This window comes from Nocardioides terrae (assembly GCF_900112345.1).
GTDB classification, from domain to species: Bacteria; Actinomycetota; Actinomycetes; order Propionibacteriales; family Nocardioidaceae; genus Nocardioides; species Nocardioides terrae.
Genome location: NZ_FOLB01000001.1, coordinates 559,268 through 578,306, shown reverse-complemented (window position 1 = coordinate 578,306; position 19,039 = coordinate 559,268). Strand labels below are relative to the sequence as shown.

The 19,039-nt window shown below is 71.8% G+C and carries 18 protein-coding genes and 2 rRNA genes; 16 read left to right on the top strand and 4 right to left on the bottom strand.

What is annotated here, in order from left to right:
- From BM236_RS02830 to BM236_RS02785, 10 genes are all read left to right on the top strand, one after another.
- Positions 1 to 249: ribosomal RNA gene (locus BM236_RS02830) — 23S ribosomal RNA — on the top strand; the annotation flags it as partial.
- A gap of 191 nt (positions 250 to 440) precedes the next feature.
- A 5S ribosomal RNA gene (gene rrf, locus BM236_RS02825) occupies positions 441 to 557 on the top strand.
- A 101-nt stretch (positions 558 to 658) separates the two neighbouring features.
- A complete protein-coding gene (locus BM236_RS02820) occupies positions 659 to 2,044 on the top strand; it encodes a P-loop NTPase family protein (protein WP_091119864.1) in 1,386 nt (461 codons plus the stop codon).
- Entirely contained in the window at positions 2,037 to 4,049 is a 2,013-nt protein-coding gene (locus tag BM236_RS02815) for a vWA domain-containing protein (protein ID WP_091119862.1), read from the top strand. Before BM236_RS02820 ends, BM236_RS02815 begins: the two co-directional genes overlap by 8 nt.
- A gap of 85 nt (positions 4,050 to 4,134) precedes the next feature.
- Positions 4,135 to 4,914, top strand: coding sequence for a sulfite exporter TauE/SafE family protein (locus tag BM236_RS02810; protein ID WP_091119860.1), 780 nt, complete (start codon positions 4,135 to 4,137; stop codon positions 4,912 to 4,914).
- Positions 4,915 to 4,962: 48 nt separating this feature from the next.
- A complete protein-coding gene (locus BM236_RS02805) occupies positions 4,963 to 5,799 on the top strand; it encodes an ERCC4 domain-containing protein (RefSeq protein ID WP_175507516.1) in 837 nt (278 codons plus the stop codon).
- 35 nt (positions 5,800 to 5,834) lie between these two features.
- Positions 5,835 to 6,038 (top strand): hypothetical protein, encoded by a 204-nt coding sequence (locus BM236_RS02800; RefSeq protein WP_091119856.1) that lies wholly within the window; start codon positions 5,835 to 5,837, stop codon positions 6,036 to 6,038.
- Between the two features lie 131 nt (positions 6,039 to 6,169).
- A complete protein-coding gene (locus tag BM236_RS02795; RefSeq protein ID WP_091119854.1) occupies positions 6,170 to 7,183 on the top strand; it encodes a GNAT family N-acetyltransferase in 1,014 nt (337 codons plus the stop codon).
- Positions 7,184 to 7,226: 43 nt separating this feature from the next.
- Positions 7,227 to 8,342, top strand: coding sequence for a beta propeller repeat protein (locus BM236_RS02790; RefSeq protein ID WP_091119851.1), 1,116 nt, complete (start codon positions 7,227 to 7,229; stop codon positions 8,340 to 8,342).
- 21 nt (positions 8,343 to 8,363) lie between these two features.
- Positions 8,364 to 8,843, top strand: coding sequence for a nucleoside deaminase (locus BM236_RS02785; protein WP_091119849.1), 480 nt, complete (start codon positions 8,364 to 8,366; stop codon positions 8,841 to 8,843).
- Between the two features lie 37 nt (positions 8,844 to 8,880).
- Here the strand turns inward: BM236_RS02785 and BM236_RS02780 are convergent, their stop codons facing one another.
- The 3 genes from BM236_RS02780 to msrA all read right to left on the bottom strand — a co-directional run bounded on the left by BM236_RS02780 (position 8,881) and on the right by msrA (position 12,711).
- Complete coding sequence (locus BM236_RS02780) at positions 8,881 to 9,495, bottom strand: RsmD family RNA methyltransferase (protein WP_091119846.1); 615 nt, start codon at positions 9,493 to 9,495, stop codon at positions 8,881 to 8,883.
- Positions 9,496 to 9,587: 92 nt separating this feature from the next.
- Positions 9,588 to 11,960 (bottom strand): putative bifunctional diguanylate cyclase/phosphodiesterase, encoded by a 2,373-nt coding sequence (locus BM236_RS02775; protein ID WP_091119843.1) that lies wholly within the window; start codon positions 11,958 to 11,960, stop codon positions 9,588 to 9,590.
- A 103-nt stretch (positions 11,961 to 12,063) separates the two neighbouring features.
- Positions 12,064 to 12,711, bottom strand: coding sequence for a peptide-methionine (S)-S-oxide reductase MsrA (gene msrA, locus BM236_RS02770; RefSeq protein ID WP_091119842.1), 648 nt, complete (start codon positions 12,709 to 12,711; stop codon positions 12,064 to 12,066).
- Between the two features lie 86 nt (positions 12,712 to 12,797).
- Between msrA and BM236_RS02765 the strand changes: the two genes are divergently transcribed.
- The 4 genes from BM236_RS02765 to greA all read left to right on the top strand — a co-directional run bounded on the left by BM236_RS02765 (position 12,798) and on the right by greA (position 17,280).
- Entirely contained in the window at positions 12,798 to 13,958 is a 1,161-nt protein-coding gene (locus BM236_RS02765; protein WP_091119839.1) for a cystathionine gamma-synthase, read from the top strand.
- A gap of 83 nt (positions 13,959 to 14,041) precedes the next feature.
- Positions 14,042 to 15,385 carry an AI-2E family transporter gene (locus BM236_RS02760; RefSeq protein ID WP_091119838.1) on the top strand — a complete coding sequence of 448 codons (1,344 nt, stop codon included), beginning with the start codon at positions 14,042 to 14,044 and terminating at the stop codon, positions 15,383 to 15,385.
- Positions 15,382 to 16,596 (top strand): threonine ammonia-lyase, encoded by a 1,215-nt coding sequence (ilvA, locus tag BM236_RS02755; RefSeq protein ID WP_091119836.1) that lies wholly within the window; start codon positions 15,382 to 15,384, stop codon positions 16,594 to 16,596. The genes BM236_RS02760 and ilvA overlap by 4 nt, the downstream gene beginning before the upstream one ends.
- A gap of 177 nt (positions 16,597 to 16,773) precedes the next feature.
- Positions 16,774 to 17,280 carry a transcription elongation factor GreA gene (greA, locus tag BM236_RS02750; protein WP_091119833.1) on the top strand — a complete coding sequence of 169 codons (507 nt, stop codon included), beginning with the start codon at positions 16,774 to 16,776 and terminating at the stop codon, positions 17,278 to 17,280.
- Positions 17,281 to 17,329: 49 nt separating this feature from the next.
- Here greA and BM236_RS02745 read toward each other — a convergent pair whose 3' ends face one another.
- Positions 17,330 to 17,731 carry a DUF4307 domain-containing protein gene (locus BM236_RS02745; RefSeq protein ID WP_091119831.1) on the bottom strand — a complete coding sequence of 134 codons (402 nt, stop codon included), beginning with the start codon at positions 17,729 to 17,731 and terminating at the stop codon, positions 17,330 to 17,332.
- Between the two features lie 29 nt (positions 17,732 to 17,760).
- Here BM236_RS02745 and mca point away from each other — a divergent pair, with 29 nt between their 5' ends.
- Together mca and BM236_RS02735 are read left to right on the top strand one after the other, a co-directional pair.
- On the top strand, positions 17,761 to 18,678 hold the full coding sequence (mca, locus tag BM236_RS02740) for a mycothiol conjugate amidase Mca (RefSeq protein ID WP_091119828.1): 918 nt from the start codon (positions 17,761 to 17,763) through the stop codon (positions 18,676 to 18,678).
- Positions 18,675 to 18,902 carry a hypothetical protein gene (locus BM236_RS02735; RefSeq protein WP_091119826.1) on the top strand — a complete coding sequence of 76 codons (228 nt, stop codon included), beginning with the start codon at positions 18,675 to 18,677 and terminating at the stop codon, positions 18,900 to 18,902. Before mca ends, BM236_RS02735 begins: the two co-directional genes overlap by 4 nt.
- Positions 18,903 to 19,039 lie beyond the last annotated feature (137 nt).

The following is a 19,039-nucleotide window of genomic DNA, read 5'->3' as shown; positions in this document are numbered from 1 at the left end:
TCCCTAGTACGAGAGGACCGGGATGGACGAACCTCTGGTGTGCCAGTTGTACCGCCAGGTGCATGGCTGGTTGGCTACGTTCGGAAGTGATAACCGCTGAACGCATCTAAGCGGGAAGCACGTTTCAAGATGAGGTTTCCCACCCACTTGATGGGGTAAGGCCCCCTACAGACCATGGGGTTGATAGGCCGGAGGTGTACAGCAGCAATGCCCAGCCGACCGGTACTAATAGGCCGAGGGCTTGTCATACAAGCCCTCAACAAAACCAACAACAAGTAGGGTCCTGCGCCAACACAGTGCAGAAGACACACTGCTCGCGTCCACAACAACCACACCACGAACCCGTGGCGACACCAGTCGCCCCCGGGTGCACGTGACATATGAATAGTGGCTTTCGACCCCAGCGGCGCCGACGGCGCGCCGGGGGGTCGAACTAGAGTTACGGCGGCCATGGCGAAGGGGAAACACCCGGTCCCATCCCGAACCCGGAAGTTAAGCCCTTCAGCGCCGATGGTACTGCAGCCGCGAGGCTGTGGGAGAGTAGGACGCCGCCGGACAATCATTCACAGTAGGGCCACCCCCGCGGGGGTGGCCCTACTGGCATTTCCGGGTGTTCCACACGGGGAAAGTCGCTTGTGTCGCGGCGTAGCGTGACCACGTGTCTGAAGCCCCTTCGATCGCGACCCTCGGCGAGCTTCGCGCCAGTGGCCACGTCCTCAAGCCGCTGCGCCAGGAGATCCGCGACAACCTGCTCACCAAGCTCCGCTCCGGCGAGGACCCGTGGCCCGGCCTGCACGGCTTCGAGGACACCGTCGTGCCTCAGCTCGAGCGCGCCCTCATCGCCGGCCACGACGTCGTCCTCCTCGGTGAGCGCGGGCAGGGGAAGACCCGGCTGCTGCGCACCATGGTCGGCCTCCTCGACGAGTGGACCCCCGTCATCTCCGGCTCCGAGCTGGGCGAGCACCCCTACGACCCGGTCACGGTGACCTCGAAGCAGTCGGCCGTCGCCCACGGCGACGACCTCCGGATCTCCTGGCGCCACCGGTCCGAGCGCTACTCGGAGAAGCTCGCCACGCCGGACACCTCGGTGGCCGACCTGATCGGCGACGTCGACCCGATGAAGGTGGCAGAGGGCCGATCGCTCGGCGATCCCGAGACCATCCACTTCGGCCTGATCCCGCGCAGCCACCGCGGCATCGTCGCGATCAACGAGCTGCCGGACCTCGCCGAGCGGATCCAGGTCGCGATGCTCAACGTGATGGAGGAGCGCGACATCCAGATCCGCGGCTACGTGCTCCGCCTGCCGCTCGACGTGCTCGTCGTGGCCAGCGCCAACCCGGAGGACTACACCAACCGCGGACGCATCATCACGCCGCTCAAGGACCGGTTCGGCGCCGAGATCCGCACGCACTACCCGGTCGCGCTCGAGGCGGAGGTGGCCGTGATCCGCCAGGAGGCGGAGCTGGTGGCCGACGTACCCGACCACCTCGTCGAGATCCTGGCCCGCTTCACGCGCAACCTGCGCGAGTCGACCGCCGTGGACCAGCGCAGCGGCGTGAGCGCGCGCTTCTCGATCGCCGGCGCCGAGACCGTCGCCGCCGCCGCTCTCCACCGGGCCACCGTGCACGGCGAGGAGCCGGTCGCCCGCGTCGTCGACCTGCACACCGCCGTCGAGGTGCTCGGTGGCAAGGTGGAGTTCGAGTCGGGCGAGGAGGGCCGGGAGGACGAGATCCTCACCCACCTGCTGCGCACCGCGACCGCCGAGACGGTCCGCCAGCACTTCCGCGGCGTCGACTTCGCGCTGCTGGTCGACGCGATCGAGAGCGGCGCGATGGTCACCACGAGCGGCCGCATGACGGCGCTCGACTTCCTCACCGGGCTGCCTCGACTGGGGGAGTCCGACGTCTACGACCAGGTCTGCGACCGGCTCGGCGCCACCAACGACGGCGAGCGGGCGGCAGCCATCGAGCTCGCGCTCGAGGGGCTCTACCTGGCCCGCAGGATCGGCAAGGACACCGACGGCGACGAGACCGTCTATGGCTAAGTACAAGAAGTACGCCGGCGGCGACCCGCTCGCGCCGCCCGTGGACCTGGCCGAGGCGCTCGACGCGATCGGCCAGGACGTCATGGCCGGCTACAGCCCCGAGCGGGCGATGCGGGAGTTCCTGCGGCGCGGTGGCAGCCAGCAGCGCGGGCTCGACGACCTGGCCCGCCAGGTCGCGCAGAAGCGGCGCGAGCTCACCCAGCGGCACAACCTCGACGGGACGCTCGACGAGGTGCGCGAGCTGCTCGACAAGGCCGTCCTCGAGGAGCGCAAGCAGCTGGCCCGCGACGCGATGATGGACGACGCCGACCGCGCCTTCCGGGAGATGCGTCTCGACTCCCTCCCGCCGAACACCGCGGCGGCGGTGACCGAGCTGTCGTCGTACGACTGGCAGAGCCGGGAGGCGCGGGAGGCCTACGAGCAGATCAAGGACCTGCTCGGCCGCGAGCTGCTCGACCAGCGGTTCGCGGGGATGAAGCAGGCGCTCGAGGGCGCGACCGACGAGGATCGCGCGGCCGTCAACGAGATGCTCGGCGACCTCAACGAGCTCCTGGAGAAGCACGCGATGGGGGAGGACACCCCCGCGGACTTCCAGGAGTTCATGGACAAGCACGGCGACTTCTTCCCGGAGAACCCGCAGAACATCGACGAGCTCCTCGACGCCCTCGCCCAGCGGTCGGCCGCCGCCCAGCGGATGCTCAACTCGATGTCGCCCGAGCAGCGCGCGGAGCTCATGCAGCTCTCCCAGCAGGCCTTCGGGTCGCCCGCTCTCATGGACCAGCTCGCCCGGCTCGACGGCAACCTGCAGATGCTGCGCCCCGGCGAGGACTGGGGCGGCTCGGAGGACTTCGACGGCCAGGAGGGCCTCGGCCTCGGCGACGGGACCGGCGTGCTGCAGGAGCTCTCCGAGCTCGACCAGCTCTCCGAGCAGCTCTCCCAGTCGTACGCCGGCAGCAGGCTCGACGACATCGACCTCGACGCGCTCGCCCGGCAGCTGGGCGAGGACGCCGCGGTCGACGCGCGCACCCTCGCCGAGATCGAGCGGGCGCTGCGCGACACCGGCCAGCTCGAGCGCGGCTCCGACGGCGATCTGCGGCTCACGCCGAAGGCGATGCGGCAGCTCGGCAAGGCACTGCTGCGCGACGTCGCCGAGCGGATGAGCGGCCGGCAGGGCCAGCGCGACCTCCGCCGGGCCGGCGCCGCGGGCGACCTGTCCGGGGCGACGCGGCCGTGGGCGTTCGGCGACACCGAGCCGTGGGACATCCCGCGCACGATCAGGAACGCCGTCCGGCGTACAGCAGGCGAGGGCAGGGCCATCCCGCCCGTCCGCCTCGACGTCGACGACATCGAGGTCCAGGAGACTGAGGACCGCACCCAGGCCGCCGTCGCGCTCCTGGTCGACACCAGCTTCTCGATGGCGATGGACGGCCGCTGGGTGCCGATGAAGCGCACGGCGCTGGCGCTGCACACCCTGATCCGCAGCCGCTTCCGCGGTGACGCGCTGCAGCTGATCGGGTTCGGACGGGCCGCCCGGACGATGGAGATCGAGGAGCTCACCGCGCTCGACGCGATGTGGGACAAGGGCACCAACCTGCACCACGCGCTGCTGCTCGCCAACCGGCACTTCCGCAAGCACCCGAACGCCCAGCCGGTGCTCCTGATCGTCACCGACGGCGAGCCGACCTCCCACCTGGAGTCCGACGGCGAGGTCTTCTTCTCCTACCCGCCGCACCCGCTCACGATCGCCTACGCCGTCCGCGAGCTCGACAACTCACGCAGGCTCGGCGCGCAGACGACGTTCTTCCGGCTGGGCGACGACCCCGGCCTCGCGCGGTTCGTGGACTCGATGGCCCAGCGCGTCGAGGGACGCGTGGTCGCGCCCGAGCTCGACGACCTCGGCGCGGCGGTCGTCGGCTCCTACCTCGGCTCGCGCTCGGACCGGGGCGGCTTCGGCGATGCGAGCGGGTTCGGCGGCTGGGGCGGTCGCGGCTGGTGGGCCGGCTGACGGTCCGTCAGCCCGACGCTGGCGGCCAACGACCGGGGCGAGCCCTGCTGAACCGGCGCGCCGACCGGATGGCACCCTAGGCTGCGTGTCCGACCCAAGCCTGACCGTGCTGGCACTGCTCGGGCTGGCGGCCCTCTCGGCCGGGTTCGTCGACGCGGTCGTCGGCGGCGGCGGGCTCATCCAGCTCCCCGCACTGCTGCTCGGGATGCCGAACGTCGCGCCGGTGCAGATCCTCGCGACCAACAAGCTCTCGTCGGTCTTCGGGACCACGATGGCGGCGACGACGTACTACCGCCGGGTGCGGCCGGACCCGCGCACGTTCGTGCCGCTCATGCTCGCCGCGTTCGCCGGCTCCGCGGGAGGGGCGGTGGTCGCCTCGCACCTGCCCTCGAGCGCCTTCGAGCCGATCGTGCTGGTCGCCCTGGTCCTCGTCGGCGCGTGGGTGATCTTCCGGCCCAGCATGGGCGAGGTCACCGAGCTCCGCTTCGCCGGCCACCACCACACGCTGGCCGCTGTCGGGACGGGTCTCTTTGTCGGGTTCTACGACGGCGCGCTCGGCCCCGGGACGGGCAGCTTCTTCGTGATCAGCCTCGTGGCCCTGCTCGGCTACAACTTCCTCGAGGCCTCGGCGAAGGCACGGATCGCGAACGTCGCGACCAACCTCGCCGCCCTGCTCGTCTTCCTGCCCCAGGACGCGGTCGTCTGGCACGTCGGGCTGGTGATGGCGGGCTGCAACCTGATCGGCGGCTGGGCCGGTGCGCGGGTCGCCGTCGCGCGCGGCACCCGCTTCGTCCGGGTGTTCTTCATCCTCGTCGTGGCCGGGTTCGTGATCCGGATCGGCGGCGGGCTCGTCGGGCTCTGGTGACCGGTGCGGGGACGTCGGGGCGCTGATCGGCCCGGTAGCGTCGGGTCCGTGGTCGAGACGGGTCCGGTGCTGGTCGACCACCGCGAGCGGAGCAGCGGCATCCCCGACGCTCTGGTCGCCGCCGGCGTCGACGTACGCCTGACCGACCTGCCGGTCGGGGACTACGTCCTCGGGCCCGGGCTGGCCGTCGAGCGCAAGGGCCCCGCCGACCTGGGTGCGTCGATCCGCGACGGGCGCATCTTCGACCAGGCGGTGCGCCTGCAGTCGGCGTTCCCGCAGGCGGTGCTCCTGATCGAGGGCGAGCCGAGCGGGTTCGCCGAGGACGCGTGGCGCGGCGCGGTGTGCCGGCTGGTGGAGGACGGGTTCGCCGTGCTGCACAGCCTCGACGTCGAGGACAGCGCCGCCTGGATCGTCCGGCTCGCCAAGCGGGCCCGCCGCGCCGCGCCGACGGTGCGGACCGAGGGTCCGCGCCGGGCTCCCCGCCACCCGTCCGCACAGGCGGAGGTGATGCTCTCCATCGTCCCGGGCATCAGCCCGACCATGGCGCGGAGCCTGCTCGCCGCCTTCGGCAGCATCGCGGCGGTCGCTGCAGCCGCCCCGGAGGGCCTGCTCCAGCACCCCGGCATCGGCCGGGTGCGCGCCGCCCGGCTCGCCGAGGCGCTGCACCACGCGTACGTCGCCCCCGGCGACCGTGAGCCGGAGCCCGGGCGTCCAGATCGGGGGACGCGACTGCCGCGCCGCTGGATCCTCGCCGGGCCCGGCGACGTGGAGGCCCTGTCGTTCGACCGTCGCGCCATCGCCCTGCGTGCCCTGCGGTCGGCAGCGGACGGCACCCAGCTCATCGACGGTCTGACGGGAGAGGTCGTCGAGGCCCGGTACGACTAGGACGCGGCGCGGGTGCTCCCGTTAACCTTGCTGCGATGAGCAAGCCCGATCTCGACAACCGCTACGGCAGCCCCAACATCGCGATCAAGGTGATGGGGACGCTGGTCGCGCTGGCGATGGTCGTCCTCGGGGCCATCTGGACCTTCGCGTCCTCGGGCACGGCCCAGTCGTTCGGCCCGATCGTGGCCGGCCTCGGCGTCGCTCTCGGCTACGTCGTGCTCATCCAGAAGCGGCACTGACCGATCACTCGTCGACCTCGACGACCTTCCGGTAGCGCGGTGCTGCACCGGCCGCCCTACCACGGCGACAGCCCGCCGCCGCCCGACTACGCCGGCGGCAAGGCGGTCTGCTGACCTGGAAGACTGGCGGGATGCCGCTCTCGCCGACCGCCGCCGGACTGCCCGCCGCCTGGAGCGCGCGTACGCCGGAGATCTCCGACCTGCCGGCCCTCGTCGCGCTCCGAAGGGCGGACAAGGAACCGTTCACCGGCTCGAGCGTCGTGGACGAGGCGCGGCTGGAGTCCGAGATCGCAGGCCTGCGCTCCTGGACGAGGTGGCAACTGGTCGCCGTGGACCCGGGCGGTGCCCTGCGCGCCTGGGTGATGGTCCACGACCGGGCCGCCGGCCGCACGATGGTGCACCTCTACGTCGACCGCTCCGTCGAGCAGGCCGAGGAGGTCGCCGGCGCGCTCTACGCCTGGGCCGCGGAGCGGGCCCGGGCGATCGCCCGGATGCGCGGCCTGCACGGCACCCAGCTCGACGCGAGCCCGTACGCGGAGGACGCCGTCCAGCGGCAGTGGCTCACCCGGTCCGGATTCACCCAGGTGCGCACCTGGCTCCAGATGAGCCGTCCGGTCGAGCCGGGCGAGGACCCGCCCGCTCCTCGTCCCGGCGTGACCGTCCGCCGGGTGCGCCGGCACGACAACGGCCTGCCCGTCGCCGCGGACCTCTGGACCGTGCACCAGATGCTGGAGGAGTCGTTCGCCGACCACTTCAACTCCTATCGCGAAAGCTTCCCCGAGTTCATGCAGCGGCTCCGCGAGGAGCCCGGCCACAGCTGGGACAAGTGGTGGCTGGCGTTCGTCGACGACCCGGAGCACCCCGATCAGGAGCCGGTGCCGGCCGGGGCCCTGGTCGCGACGGCCATGCCGGGCGGCGGGAACTACGTCGAGTACATCGGGGTAAACCGGCACGCCCGCGGCCGCGGCGTCGCCAAGGCCCTGCTCGGCGCCGTGATCCGTGACGCCGCCGAGCGTGGCGAGGACCGGGTGGGCCTCGAGGTGGACGCCGACAGCCCGACCGGGGCCGACGGCCTCTACCGCGCGATGGGGTGGAGCACCGGCGTCGTCACCGAGTCCTGGCACCGCGACATCAGCGTCTCCTGAATCGATCTGGACAGGAGCACCGCGCAAGGAACAGGGTGCTGACATGCGACGTCTCGGATCCCTCGTCCTGTCCACCGTGCTCCTGGCGAGCCTGGCCAGCCTCACCGGCCCCATCAACACGGCGTACGCCGGCCCCGGCCACCACCCGACCAGGTCCGGCCACCACGGGTCGCCGGTGTGGGGACAGACGGTGGTGGACCCGGACCAGAGCTTCCGCGGGCTCGACGCGGTGGATCGGCGGACCGCCTGGGTCGCCGGAGGCAGCGCGACCGACGGCGGGCCGGGTCGTGTCTTCCGCACCACCGACGGCGGGCGGACCTGGAAGGACGTGAGCCCGCCCCACACCGACGGTCTGCTGTTCCGGGACGTGGCCGCGCGCAGCGCGAAGGAGGCAGTGGTCCTCGCGATCGGCGAGGGTGACGCGTCGCGGATCTACCGCACGACCGACGGCGGCCGGACCTGGGCGACCGCCTTCGTCAACCCCGACCCGGCCGCCTTCTACGACTGCCTGGCGTTCTACCCCGGCGGCCGGCGCGGCCTGGCGCTCAGCGACCCCGTCGACGGGCGGTTCCGGATCCTCGCGACCCGCGACTCCGGCCGCTCGTGGCACGTCCTGCCCGATGACGGCATGCCCGACGCGGCGACCGAGGCCGGCTTCGCGGCCAGCGGGGACTGCCTGGTCACGGTCGGCCGGACGGCGTACTTCGGCTCCGGCGGCGGGCTGTCCCGGGTCTTCCGCTCCGACGACTTCGGGCGGACCTGGACCGCCACCGACTCCACGATCCCGGCCGGCGAGGCAGCGGGCGTGTTCGGGCTGGCCTTCCGCACGCCGTGGCAGGGCGTAGCGGTCGGCGGCGACTTCAGCGAGCCGGCCGATGGCGTGGACGCCGTGGCGACGACCGGCCGCTCCGGCACGTGGCGCAACGCCGGCGACCTGACGCACCTGGCCGAGGACGTCGCCTTCCTGCCCGGCCGCGGCGACCGGCTGGTCGCCACGGGCGAGTCGGGCGACGTCATGGGCACCAGCGTGAGCACAGACGGCGGCCGCAGCTGGACCCACGTCAGCACGCTGGGCTACCACGCCCTCGACTGCACCCACGACGGATCCTGCTGGGCCGCCGGTGGCGACGGGCGGGTCGCACGGCTCGCCCGCTACTGAGGCGACGACGAGGGCCATCCGATGACCGAGAACGTCGACTCGGTGCACCTGCGCCGCTGCGTCACGCTCGCCGTCGAGGCGCTGGAGGCGGGGGACGACCCGTTCGGGTCGGTGCTCGTCGACAGCGACGGCGACCTCCTCGCCGAGGCGCGCAACCTCGAGCACACCGAGAGCGACCCGACCGCGCACCCCGAGCTGGCCCTCGCCCGCTGGGCGATCGCGCACCTGCCGGTGGCCGAGCGGGCGGCCACCACGGTCTACACCTCCGGCGAGCACTGCCCGATGTGCGCCGCGGCGCACGGGTGGGCCGGCCTGGGCAGGGTCGTCTACGCCGCCTCCGCCGAGCAGCTCTCCGGCTGGCGGACCGGCTGGGGGCTGTCGGGGTCGCCGGTGCGACCGCTCGCGATCACCGATGTCGCACCGGGGCTGGAGGTCGTCGGCCCGGTCGCGCCGTACGACGAGGAGATGCGCGCGGTCCACGAGCGGGCCCTCGACCGGTGACCGTCTGATCGTCGCCGGCCCGGGCGGCGGGAAGAGGTCAGCGGGGGCGGAGGAGTACGACGACCCCGCCGTCGGCGTCGCGGAGGCCGAGGAGCTCGAGGTCGGGGCACTCGCCGGCGAGCGTCGAAGCCTGCTCCCGGGTGCCGAGCTGCAGCAGGATCGAGGCGCCGGGCAGGAGATGGGCGGCTGCGACGCGGACGCAGGAGCGCGCCACGTCGAGCCCGTCCGGACCGCCGTCGATGGCGGTCAGCGGGTCCTCGGGGAAGCGGTCGGTCTCGTCGCGAGGGACCCACGGCGGGTCGGCGATCACGAGTGCGAACCGCTCATCGGGCGCCACGGCGTCCTCCAGCGGGCGCTCGCGGATGTCGACCAGCTCGCCGAGTCCGGCGGCCACGGCGTTGCCGCGGGCGAAGTCGCACGCGACGGGCGAGCTGTCGACGCAGACGAGGTGGCGAGGTTGCCGGCTGATCGCGAGCAGCCCGATCTGGCCGGCACCGGCGCAGAGCTCGAGCACCGCGCCGGCCGGCGCCTCGCCGAGGAGCTCGGCCGCCCAGTGCGCCTGCAGCGCAGTCCAGGGTCGAGGGCTGAGGACGCGGTCGTCGTACTCGATCTCGAGGCTGTCGAAGGTCGTCGTCGGCGGCACGCGGCCCATTATCCGTACGGGCGCAGATCCATGCCGCCCCGCGCGACCTGGCGGGGTCGCCGCAGGACGCTCGCGACGACCGCCGACCCAGCCGGTGCGGCTCAGGCCGACGCCTCGACGAGGGCCTTCACGCCCCGCCAGCGGTGGTCCTGCGGCGCCTGCGCGTTGACGTCGCGGTCGACTGCGATGGTCGCCGCGAGCCGGTCGAGGACCATGGGGCGATACATCAGGTAGCCCTGGGCGGTCAGCTCCCCGGTGTCGTTGCCGAGCGCCGCGAGCTGGTCGTCGGACTCGATGCCCTCGATCACGACGCCGAGGCCGAGGGTGCGGCCCATCGCGATGACCGAGCGCAGCAGGGCGCGGGCGCGCTCGTCGACGGCGATGTCCTGGGCCAGGGCGGCGTCGGCCTTGATGTAGTGCACCGGCAGGTCGTGCAGATAGCTGATCGAGGAGAAGCCGACGCCGAAGTCGTCGACGGCCAAGCGGGCGCCGGCCGCGCAGATCGCCTCCATCCGCGACAGCACGATCGGGTCGAGGTCGATGCCCTGCCGCTCGGTGATCTCGAGGACCAGGGTGACGCCGTGCATCGCGGCGATGGCGCTTCGCACGCTGTCGACGAACGTGGCCTCGCGCAGCTGGCGCGCGGAGATGTTGACCGTCATCAGGAACGGGCCGTCGATGTGGCTGCGCAGCGTCGCCACGTCGGCGGCCACTCGCCGGAGAACGTGGTCGCCGAGGTCCACGATGAGGCCGGCGTCCTCCGCGGCAGTGATGAAGACGTCGGGCGGGATCGGGACGCCGTCGCGTGACCAGCGGGCCAGCGCCTCGGCGCCGACGATCCGGCCGGTCTCGACCGCGATGATCGGCTGGTAGACGACGTTGATCTCGCCGCCGGCGATGGCGGAACGCAGGTCGTCGATCAGGTCGAGCCGCTCCAGGCGGGACTGACCCATCGCCCTGACGTACTTCTCGACACCGCCCTCGCCCTTCGCCTTGGCGGCATACATGGCGAGGTCCGCCTTGCGGACCAGGCCCGTCGCGGTGTCGTCGGACTCCGCGAAGGCGATGCCGGCGCTGGCCTCGATGGTGAACGTGCTGCCCCCGACGTGGAGGTCGTCGGCGATGATCGCGAGCAAATGTTCGCACGCCGTCTCGACCTCACGCGGCGGCAGGTCCTCGAAGAGGACGGCGAACTCGTCGCCGCCGAGCCGGGCCACGGTGCCGGCACCGCCGACCGCCGTCCGGAGCCGGTCGGCGAGCTCGACGAGGACGGCGTCACCGGCGTCGTGGCCGAAGCGGTCGTTGACCGGCTTGAAGTCGTCGAGGTCGATGAAGAGCAGCGCCACCCAACGCGCGTCGGCGTGCGCGGCCTCGAGGGCCCGCGACACGCGGTCGAGCAGGATGCCGCGGTTGGGCAGGTCGGTGAGCGGGTCGTGCCGCGCGACGTGCACCTTCTCCTCGATCAGGTCGAGGCGGGAGAGCGCCTCGTCGGCGACCGCGGCGAGCGCCTTGAGCGCCTGCTCGTCGGCGTACGACGTCGAGCGGGCCCGGTCGAGCGCCTTCGCGACCAGCCAGGTCGTCTCCTTGCCGCCGCGCACCTCGGCGCCGATCTCGCCCTTGCCCGGCGGCGTGGGGCGCACGTCGACCTGGGGGAGGCGGAGCAGCCGTCGGGCGTCATCGACCAGCGCCTCCTCCACCTCACCGCGGGTGGTGAGCGTCTGCGCGCGGACGGCCGCGTCGAAGAGCGCCGAGAGCCGGCGAGAGTTCTCCTCGCCCCGGGTCACGGCGCGGGTCGCGACCAGGAGGCTCACCAGCGGTGCACACAGGAGGCTCAGCGTCCACCACGGCGTCGCGCGATAGACGATGGCGGCCAGGTAGCCGAGCATGTCGAAGGGGACGAAGCAGGCGATGGCCAGCACGGTCTGGCGCTGCAGCACGTGATTTCTGAACTGCCCGCCCCTGATCGTGAGCGACACCGCGGAGAGCAACAGGTCGGTGCTGAAGTACGCCGTCGCCGCGACTGCGACCGCGAGCAGCTCGTGGGCCGTCGCCAGACCGTCGGACTTGGGGGTGGCGGCGAGGATGAGCGCCGCGATCGCCCCACCCAGGATGCCGACGCCGATGTTGAACAGCTTCGCCGCGACCCGCTTCTCCGAGGCGATCTGCGTCGCGAGGACGCCGAGCGACCAGACCACGAGCGCCGCGCTCTCGTCGAGCGTGCAGAGCATGAAGATCAGCACGGTCGAGTCGAAGCCGATCTCGACGGTGCCGCCCTCGCCGCGGTCGAAGAGCACGGGGAACCGCGCGACCAGCACCGTCAGCAGGATGCCGCCGACGGCGAGCAGCGGGGGCACGGTCTCTCCGCTGGAGACCGCGGAGACGGCGGCCACTGTGGCCACCACGAGGCCGGCGCAGCAGACCAACGAGTTGAACAGCAGCTCGAGGGTCGCTCGGCGTGGCGCAGTGCCTGCCATGGAAGTTCCCCGCGATCTCGTCCAGGAAGTGGTCAATCCCAATATTCGTCCGACCGCGGCCCGGGTTGAGCGATTTCCGTGGTGACTTCTGCGGAGCGGCCGATCAGCCCGGGAACGGGATCCCGGTCGACGAGTGGCACCGGTACCCGTTCACGTTCACGGCCAGGTACTGCTGGTGGTAGGGCTCGGCGTAGTAGTAGATCGGCGCCTCGCGGACCTCGGTGGTGATCGGGTCGAACCCGCGACGGGCCAGCTCCTCGCCGTACACCTCGGTCAGCTCGCGGGCGGTCAGCTCCTGCTCCGGGCTCGTGAAGTAGATCGCGGAGCGGTACTGCGTCCCGACGTCGTTGCCCTGGCGCATGCCCTGGGTCGGGTCGTGCACCTCGAAGAACTGCTTGACCAGGTCGGCGTAGGAGACCACCGCCGGGTCGAAGACGATCCGGACGGCCTCGGTGTGGTTGGTCCGGCCCGAGCACACCTCCTCGTACGTCGGGTTCGGCGAGGTGCCGCCCTGGTAACCGACGGACGTCGTGTAGACCCCGGGCTTCTGCCAGTAGATCTCCTCGGCGCCCCAGAAGCAGCCCAGACCGAAGTAGGCGACCTCAAGGCCGTCGGGCGTGGTGCCGTCGCCGGGCGTCGCGTCGAGCGCGGTGCCGAGGACCCGGTGCTGCGCGGGCAGCTCCCAGGCGGGGGCCTCGTGACCGGGCAGGGTCTGCTCGGGGGCGAAGAGGGCGGTCGGACGACCGAACATGGTGTCCTCCTTCGAGAGTCTGGTGGTGGCACCCATCCAAACACCGCCGCTGCGCCAGACGTTCCCCGGCTGGCTAGGCTCGGGCTGTGACCCAGGAGCACCGGAACAAGTCAGGCTTCGAGACGCGCGCGATCCACGCCGGCTACGAGCCGGATCCGACGACCGGCGCGGTGAACCCGCCCATCGTCGCGTCCAGCACCTACAAGCAGGACGGCGTCGGTGGCCTGCGCGGCGGCTACGAGTACAGCCGCTCCGCCAACCCGACCCGCACCGCGCTGGAGGGCGCGATCGCGGCCGTCGAGGAGGGCGAGCGCGGGTTCGCGTTCGCCAGCGGCCTGGCCGCCGAGGACACCATCCTGCGGTCGCTGATGAAGCCGGGGGACCACCTCGTCTTCCCCGACGACGCCTACGGCGGCACCTACCGCCTCGTCGACAAGGTCGCCCGGCCGTGGGGTCTCGACTACACCCCCGCGGCGGTGCACGACGCCGCGGCGGTCGCCGAGGCGATCCAGCCCGGCCGCACCAAGCTGGTCTGGGTCGAGACGCCCACCAACCCGCTGCTCAACATCGGCGACATCGCGGCGATCGCCAACCTCGCCCACGCGGCCGGTGCACTGCTCGTCGTGGACAACACCTTCGCGTCGCCGTACCTCCAGCAGCCGCTGACCCTCGGCGCCGACGTGGTCGTCCACTCCACGACGAAGTACGTCGGCGGCCACTCCGACGTCGTCGGGGGAGCGGTCGTGGTGCGCGACCTCGAGCTGGCCGACCGGATCGCCTTCCACCAGAACGCGATCGGCGGCGTAGCGGGTCCGTTCGACGCGTTCCTCACCCACCGCGGCCTCAAGACGCTCGGCGTCCGGATGGACCGGCACTGCGACAACGCGGAGCGCGTCGTCGACTTCCTGGTCAACGACTCCCGTGTCGCGGAGGTGATCTACCCCGGCCTCGAGAGCCACCCCGGCCACGCGGTCGCCTCCCGCCAGATGAAGCGGTACGGCGGCATGGTGTCCTTCCGCGTCACGGGCGGCGAGGCGCAGGCGCTCGCGGTGTGTGAGCGGGCCGAGGTCTTCACCCTGGGCGAGTCCCTCGGCGGCGTGGAGTCACTCATCGAGCACCCCGGCCGGATGACCCACGCCAGCGTGGCGGGCACCGACCTCGAGGTCCCCGCCGACCTGATCAGGCTCAGCGTCGGCATCGAGACCGCCGACGACCTGGTCGCCGACCTCGACCGCGCCCTGGGCTGACAGCTGACAGCTGACAGCTGACGGCCGCCGGACGCGGCCGGGTGAGGCGCGACCCGTGCTCGCGACCTCGTAGTCTCAGCGATGTGACCGAGGACAACCTGGAGCCGCCGCCCCTGGCGGCGCCGCCGCCGGCAGCGCCGCCGTCGGCCGACGACGCCGGCTTCGCGGCCCGGCTCCTGCACCAGTGGAGCCAGTTGCGCGAGGAGCGCCAGGCACAGCTAGCGGTGCCGGTGACCACGCGCGTGCCGGTCGGTCGGCCGGAGGTGCCGCGCGGCGTGGAGATGGCCGCGCAGTGGTCCTGGCGGTTCCTCGTCATCGCCGGCGCCGGCTACCTGCTGGTCCGTGCGCTCGGCTTCCTCGAGGTCGTGGTCATCCCGATCGTCGTCGCGATGCTCATCGCCGCGCTCGTCGTACCCGTCGTCGCGGCGCTGCAGCGGGTCGGCCTGCCGCGCGGCGTCTCGTCGCTGCTCGTCGTCATCGGCGGCATCCTGTTCATCGCCTCCCTCCTCACCTTCGCTGGCCAGCAGGTCGCCAACGGCGCCCACGACCTCGCCGACCAGACGGTCAAGGGGCTCGACGAGATCAAGGACTGGCTCAAGACCGGCCCGCTGAACGCGAGCGACAGCCAGATCAACGACTACATCGACCGGATCCAGAAGTCGATCACCGACCAGAGCCAGGGCAGCAATGTCGTCGGGCGCGTCGGCGAGGTCGGCACGGCGCTGTCGCACGTCTTCGCGGGTCTCTTCATCACACTCTTCGCGACCTACTTCTTCCTCGCCGACGGCGACCGGATCTGGTCCTGGATCGTCCGGCTCGCTCCGCGCGCGGCCCGCGACCAGGTCGACGGCTCGGGCCGGGTCGCCTGGATCTCGCTCACCCAGTTCGTGCGGGCCACCGTGATCGTCGCGGCCGTCGACGCGATCGGCGTGATGATCGTGGCGGCGATCCTGGGCGTACCGTTCGTAGCCGCGATCGGCGTCCTCGTCTTCCTCGGCGCCTTCGTGCCGCTCGTCGGCGCGACTGTGGCCGGCAGCGTCGCCGTCCTCGTCGCCCTGGTCGACCAGGGCCTCATCACCGCACTGCTGATGCTCGCCGGCGTCATCCTCGTGCAGCAGCTCGAGGCCCACGGACTCCAGCCGTTCCTCCTCGGCCGGTGGGTCTCGGTGCACCCGCTCGGCGTCATCGTGGCGATCGCGACCGGCATCCTCGTGGCCGGCATCGCCGGGGCGCTCGTCGCCGTGCCGCTCGCGGCGGCCATCAACGCGGTCGTGCAGCACCTCGTCTCCGGGGTCTCGGCGGGTGCTCTCGCCGACGAGGCACCCGTCGGCGACGACGTGTCGCCTGACGTGTCGGATGACGCCACGGACGCGCCGGGCACCGCCGACCTCCCCGACTCCAACGACACCGAGGACTCCGACCGATGAGCGAGCCCGCCGTCACCCTTGCCGACATCGAGGCCGCGCGCGCACTGATCGGCGACGCGGCCATCGAGACGCCCGTCCAGGGTGCCCGCTGGCTCGAGCAGCGCACCGGGTCGCCGGTCCGCTTCAAGTGCGAGAACCTGCAGCGGACGGGCTCGTTCAAGGCCCGCGGCGCCTTCGTGCGCATCGCCCGACTCAGCGCCGAGGAGCGCGCCCGCGGGGTCGTCGCGGCCAGCGCCGGCAACCACGCCCAGGGCGTCGCGCTCGCCGCGCAGACCCTCGGGATCAAGGCCACCGTCTTCATGCCCGAGGGCGCGCCGATCCCCAAGGAGCGCGCGACCCGGGGCTACGGCGCCGAGGTCGTCTTCGAGGGGCGCTACCTCGAGGACAGCCTCGTCGCGGCCAGGAGGTACGCCGACGAGACCGGTGCCGTGCTCATCCACCCGTTCGACCACGTCGACATCGTGGCCGGCCAGGGCAGCGTCGGGCTCGAGATCCTCGAGCAGGTGCCCGAGGTGCGCACCGTCGTCGTGCCGACCGGTGGGGGAGGGCTGCTCGCCGGCATCGCGCTCGCGATCAAGGCCAAGCGGCCCGACGTCCGGGTGATCGGCGTCCAGGCCGAGGGGGCCGCCGCGTTCCCCGGGTCGCTCGAGCAGGGCCGCCCGGTCGCGCTGCCGTCGATGCGCACGATGGCCGACGGCATCGCTGTCGGGCTGCCGGGAGACATCACCTTCGGCGCCGTACGCGATCACGTGGACGAGATCCGCACCGTCTCCGAGGAGTCGCTATCACGGGCGCTGCTCGCGGTGCTCGAGCGCGCGAAGCTCGTCGTCGAGCCGGCCGGTGCAGCCGGCGTCGCCGCGGTCCTCGACGACCCGCTGGCCTTCGTCGGGCCGACGGTGATCGTGCTGTCCGGTGGCAACGTCGACCCGCTGCTGCTCAACAAGGTGATCAGGCACGGACTGGCCGCGGCCGGCCGCTACCTCACCCTGCGCGTCGTCATCCCCGACCTCCCGGGCGAGCTGGCCCACCTGCTCGGCGAGGTGGCGGCTGCGGGGGCCAACGTGCTCGACGTCGCGCATGCTCGGCACAGCGCCGCGCTGCGCCTGGACCAGGTCGAGGTGCTGCTCCAGCTCGAGACCCGCGGCGAGCCGCACGCGGCGGACGTGATGGATCGACTGCGCTCGCGTGGGTACCGGGTGGACGCCACCTGACCCACCCCGTCGTCCGGCGCGTGGACGCATGTTCTTGGTCCCCGCTTGTTACACTGGACGATCTGACAGTCCCGCTGGGCCGTCGAGAAAGGATGCGCCCGCCGACTGTGCTTCACCCGTGGCGATCGTGCCTTCTCCCGTCGCCCGGCTTCCCGAGATCCATCAGGAGTACCCGTCATGACGCAGCAGACCGAGACCACGTCCACCGTGTGGCTGGCGAAGTCGGCCTACGACCAGCTGGCCGCCCAGCTGGAGGACATGAAGGGTCCCCAGCGCCAGAAGATCGTCGCCGAGATCAGCGCGGCGCGCGACGAGGGCGACCTGAAGGAGAACGGCGGCTACCACGCCGCCCGCGAGGCGCAGGGTCGCCTGGAGGGGGAGATCCAGGCGCTCGAGGCGCTGCTGCGCACCGCCGAGACGACCGAGCCCGCCGACGACGGCGTGGTGGCAGCGGGCAAGGTCATCGCCTACAAGTACGACGGCGACGACGACGACGAGGCCGAGACGTTCCTGCTCGCGTCGATCGAGATGAAGTCGTTCTACGACGGCGACGTCTTCAGCCCGCAGGCACCGATCGGTCAGGCGCTGCTCGGCCACAAGGCCGGCGAGACCGTGGAGTTCACCGGCCCGACCGGCAAGACCATCAAGGTCCACGTGCTCAGCGCCGACCTCTTCAAGGGCTGACCCAGCGGCCGCTGGTCGAGGAGGTCGCGCAGCGACCGTCTGGAGACCCCTAGCGGGCGTCGTTCTGCCCGTCGGCCGTGCAACCGATCCGGTCCACCGAGGTCGCGCGCCGCTCCGTGCGGATCGTGACGTCGTTGGTTCCGTCCTTCGGCTCGAAGGACACGTCGCCCACGACGGTGTGGTCCTCGGCGTAGGCACGCACGAGGCAGCTGGCGTTCTCGGCGTCGGAGCGCAGGTCGACCTGGACCTCCGCGGTGACGGAGTGCTCGTCCACGACGTCGAAGGTGGTCAGGCTCGACGTGACCCGCGGCGTCGAGTGCACCCACACCGCCCAGGCGAGCCAGACCGCCAGCAGGAGCACCACGGCGAGCCCGGCGACGATGAAGACCTTGGGCCACACGGACCCCTGGGCGGCGTACCGCTGGGCGATGCGCGGATCCTGCTGAGTCACGCCGACACTCTCCCACCTAGGATCGGTACATGCCCGAGCACCCCCGCGCCACGGCCTGGAAGGGCCTGCGCCTGATGCACGTCCACGCGCACCCCGACGACGAGTCGAGCAAGGGCGCCGCGAGCACGGCGATGTATGCCGCGAACGGCGTGGACGTGCACGTGGCGACCTGTACCGGCGGCGAGCGTGGCTCGATCCTCAACCCGAAGATGGACCGGCCCGGGATCCTGGAGAACATCCACGAGATCCGTCGGCAGGAGATGGAGCGCGCTCGCGACATCCTCGGCGTGAGCCAGGACTTCCTCGGGTTCGTCGACTCCGGCTGGCCGGAGGCTGAGAAGGAGGGCGACCCGCTGCCGCCGCTGCCGGAGGGCTGCTTCGGGCTGGTCCCGGTCGAGGAGGCGGCGGTGCCGCTCGTGCGGCTGATCCGCTCCTTCAAGCCGCACGTCCTGACGACGTACGACGAGAACGGCGGCTATCCCCACCCGGACCACATCATGTGCCACAAGGTCTCGGTCTTCGCCTTCGAGAAGGCGTCAGACCCCGACTGGCACCCCGAGCTGGGTGAGGCGTGGCAGGTGCTGAAGCTCTACTACCACCACGGGTTCAACCGGCCGAAGGCGCAGGCGCTGCACGAGGCGATGATCGCCCACGGACTGGAGTCGCACTACGGGGAGCGGCTGGAGCGGTGGACCAAGGACGACGCCTGGGACGCCCGCGTGACCACGCACGTGCCGTGCTCGGACTACTTCGGCGTGCGTGACCAGGCCCTGCTCGCGCACGCCACACAGATCGACCCCGACTCCTGGTGGTTCGCCACACCGCGCGAGCTCGAGGACGAGATCTGGCCGACCGAGGACTTCGAGCTCGTCGTCAGCCACGTCGAGACCACCATGCCGGAGGACGACCTGTTCGCCGGCATCAGCAACAACGAGGGACCATCATGAGCACCCTGTTCGTCACACTCGTCACCGTCCTGGCCGAGGACGGCCCGCAGGCCGCGGACGTCAAGGCCGGCTGGACCGCCTTCGCCGTCTTCCTGCTCCTGCTCGTCGCCGTCGTGTTCCTCGGGTGGAGCCTGAGCCGTCAGCTCAAGAAGGCGCAGCGCAACAAGGACGCCGGCATCCTGCCGTCGTCGCGGGACAGCAAGCGGCACGCGCCCCGCGCCTGAGCGCCCTCGTCACCCCCTCGGCCTGGTGCGGTTGGCCCGGGTCGGGGTCGGCGTGCGAGGATGGTGCTCGTATGGAGGGGAGTATTCCTTCGCGACGGTGTCGTCAGTACGGCTCGCCCCACGGGGCGGACCCGGTG